Origin of the sequence: Streptomyces sp. NP160, assembly GCF_006335115.1 — a bacterium.
Lineage (GTDB): Bacteria > Actinomycetota > Actinomycetes > Actinomycetales > Quadrisphaeraceae > Quadrisphaera.
Genome location: NZ_VDMJ01000070.1, coordinates 1 through 1,571 on the forward strand (window position 1 = coordinate 1; position 1,571 = coordinate 1,571).

Here is a 1,571-nt window from a genome sequence, read left to right on the forward strand (position 1 = left end):
CCGCGCCGACGTCGCGCAGGACGCGCGGGCGCAGCCGGTAGGACGACCACGCCAGGGCGCCCTCGCGCCGGGTGACCTCGTCACCGGCGCCGGCGTCGTAGTAGTCGAGCACCTCGGGGGGCAGCGCGGCCGCGGCGGCCTCGCGCTGGGCCCGCAGCAGGGGCAGGCCCCCCGGCGCTGGCGCCGGGGGGCCCGTGGGTGCGGTGGGCACCGTGCTCAGTCCTGCCAGATCTTCCACTCGGCCTTGCCCGCGTCCCAGAGCCCGTTGAGCTCCTTCCAGTCGCGGAAGGTGTCCATGCCCAGCCAGTAGCCCTCGTGCTTGTAGACGCCCAGCTCGCCGTCGCGGGCCAGGCGGCCCAGGGGGGCGTGCTCGAGCATCTCCTCGGTGCGGTCGGAGTCGAGGTAGCCCTCCACGAAGGAGCGCTCGAAGAAGAAGAAGCCGCCGTTGACGTAGTCCGTCTGCGTGGTGGGCTTCTCGTTGAACTCCTTCACGGAGTCGCCCTCGACCTGCATCTCGCCGTAGCGACCGCTGGGGTGGACGCCGGTCAGGGTGCCGGTCTTGCCCGAGGCGACGTGCTGCTCCAGCGCGGTGGTGACGTCGACGGAGCCGATGCCGTCACCGTAGGTGAGCGCGAAGCGGGGGGCGTCGAGGTACTTCGCGGCACGGGCGATGCGCGCGCCCGTGGCCGTGGTGAGGCCGGTCTCGACGAAGGTGATCTCCCAGTCCTCGTCGGAGGTGTCGGTGTGGAACTCCAGCGGCTTCGCGCCGTTGGTGTGCAGCGTCAGGTCCGACGAGCGCACGCGGCTGTCGAGGAAGTACGACTTGATCATGTCGCCCTTGTAGCCGAGGCACAGCACGAACCGGCGGAAGCCGTGCGCGGAGTACAGCTTCATGATGTGCCACAGGATCGGGCGGCCGCCCACGTCCACCAGGCCCTTGGGGAGCTGCTCGCTGGCCTCGCGCAGGCGCGTCCCCATGCCTCCGCACAGGATCACCACCGGGATGTCGGCGGGCTGCACGTCCTGGGTCGGGGCGTCGGCGCTGTTCGCTGCGGTCATGGGGAAGTCCTCCTCAGGGGCCTTCGGCGGGATCCCGGCCACTGTAGGAGGGGCCACCGACCGTCACTGACAGCGATGGACCCGACCGGGCGNNGGGCGACGCCCGGTCGGGTCATGCGCTGGGCCCCGGGCGGGTCCGGGGCAGGGGGTCACACCTGGTAGGTGCTGCCCTGGTCGTCGACCTCGGCGTCCTTGTCGTCGAACCAGTGGCCGTCGTGGCCCAGGTAGCGGAAGTGGACGGCGGAGCCCTTGGGCACGGTGACGGTGGCCGAGCGGCTCCCGTTGGACCGCTTCTTCATCACGTGGGCGAAGGGGCTCCAGTCGTTGAAGTTGCCCACGACGGAGACGGGCTCGGAGTAGTCCTCCGCGGACAGGGAGAACGTCACCTTGACGTCCTCAGACCCCTTGGTCGTCTTGGTGGTGATCGTCACGGTCTGTCTCCTCGGCGCTGTGCGTGCCGCCTCCGATCGGGTGGCGGTGTGGCGCACCGTACCGGAGCGCGACACGCCGGG

3 protein-coding genes are annotated in these 1,571 nt (G+C 70.9%); all 3 read right to left on the reverse strand.

The features are described 5' to 3' along the window. Positions 1 to 211 (reverse strand): alpha-hydroxy-acid oxidizing protein (locus tag FHN55_RS21910; RefSeq protein WP_218974926.1); only part of this gene is annotated, 211 nt, incomplete at its 3' end. Positions 212 to 216: 5 nt separating this feature from the next. Further along, complete coding sequence (locus FHN55_RS21915) at positions 217 to 1,059, reverse strand: sugar phosphate nucleotidyltransferase (RefSeq protein ID WP_139714532.1); 843 nt, start codon at positions 1,057 to 1,059, stop codon at positions 217 to 219. A 149-nt stretch (positions 1,060 to 1,208) separates the two neighbouring features. Then, positions 1,209 to 1,490: an isoamylase early set domain-containing protein gene (locus FHN55_RS21920; protein WP_180358014.1), complete on the reverse strand. Its 282-nt coding sequence runs from the start codon at positions 1,488 to 1,490 to the stop codon at positions 1,209 to 1,211. Positions 1,491 to 1,571: the final 81 nt, after the last annotated feature.

Coding starts and splice junctions, on each gene's coding strand:
- FHN55_RS21915 (WP_139714532.1), bottom strand. CDS start 1,059: ATGACCGCAGCGAACAGCGCCGACGCCCCGACCCAGGACGTGCAGCCC.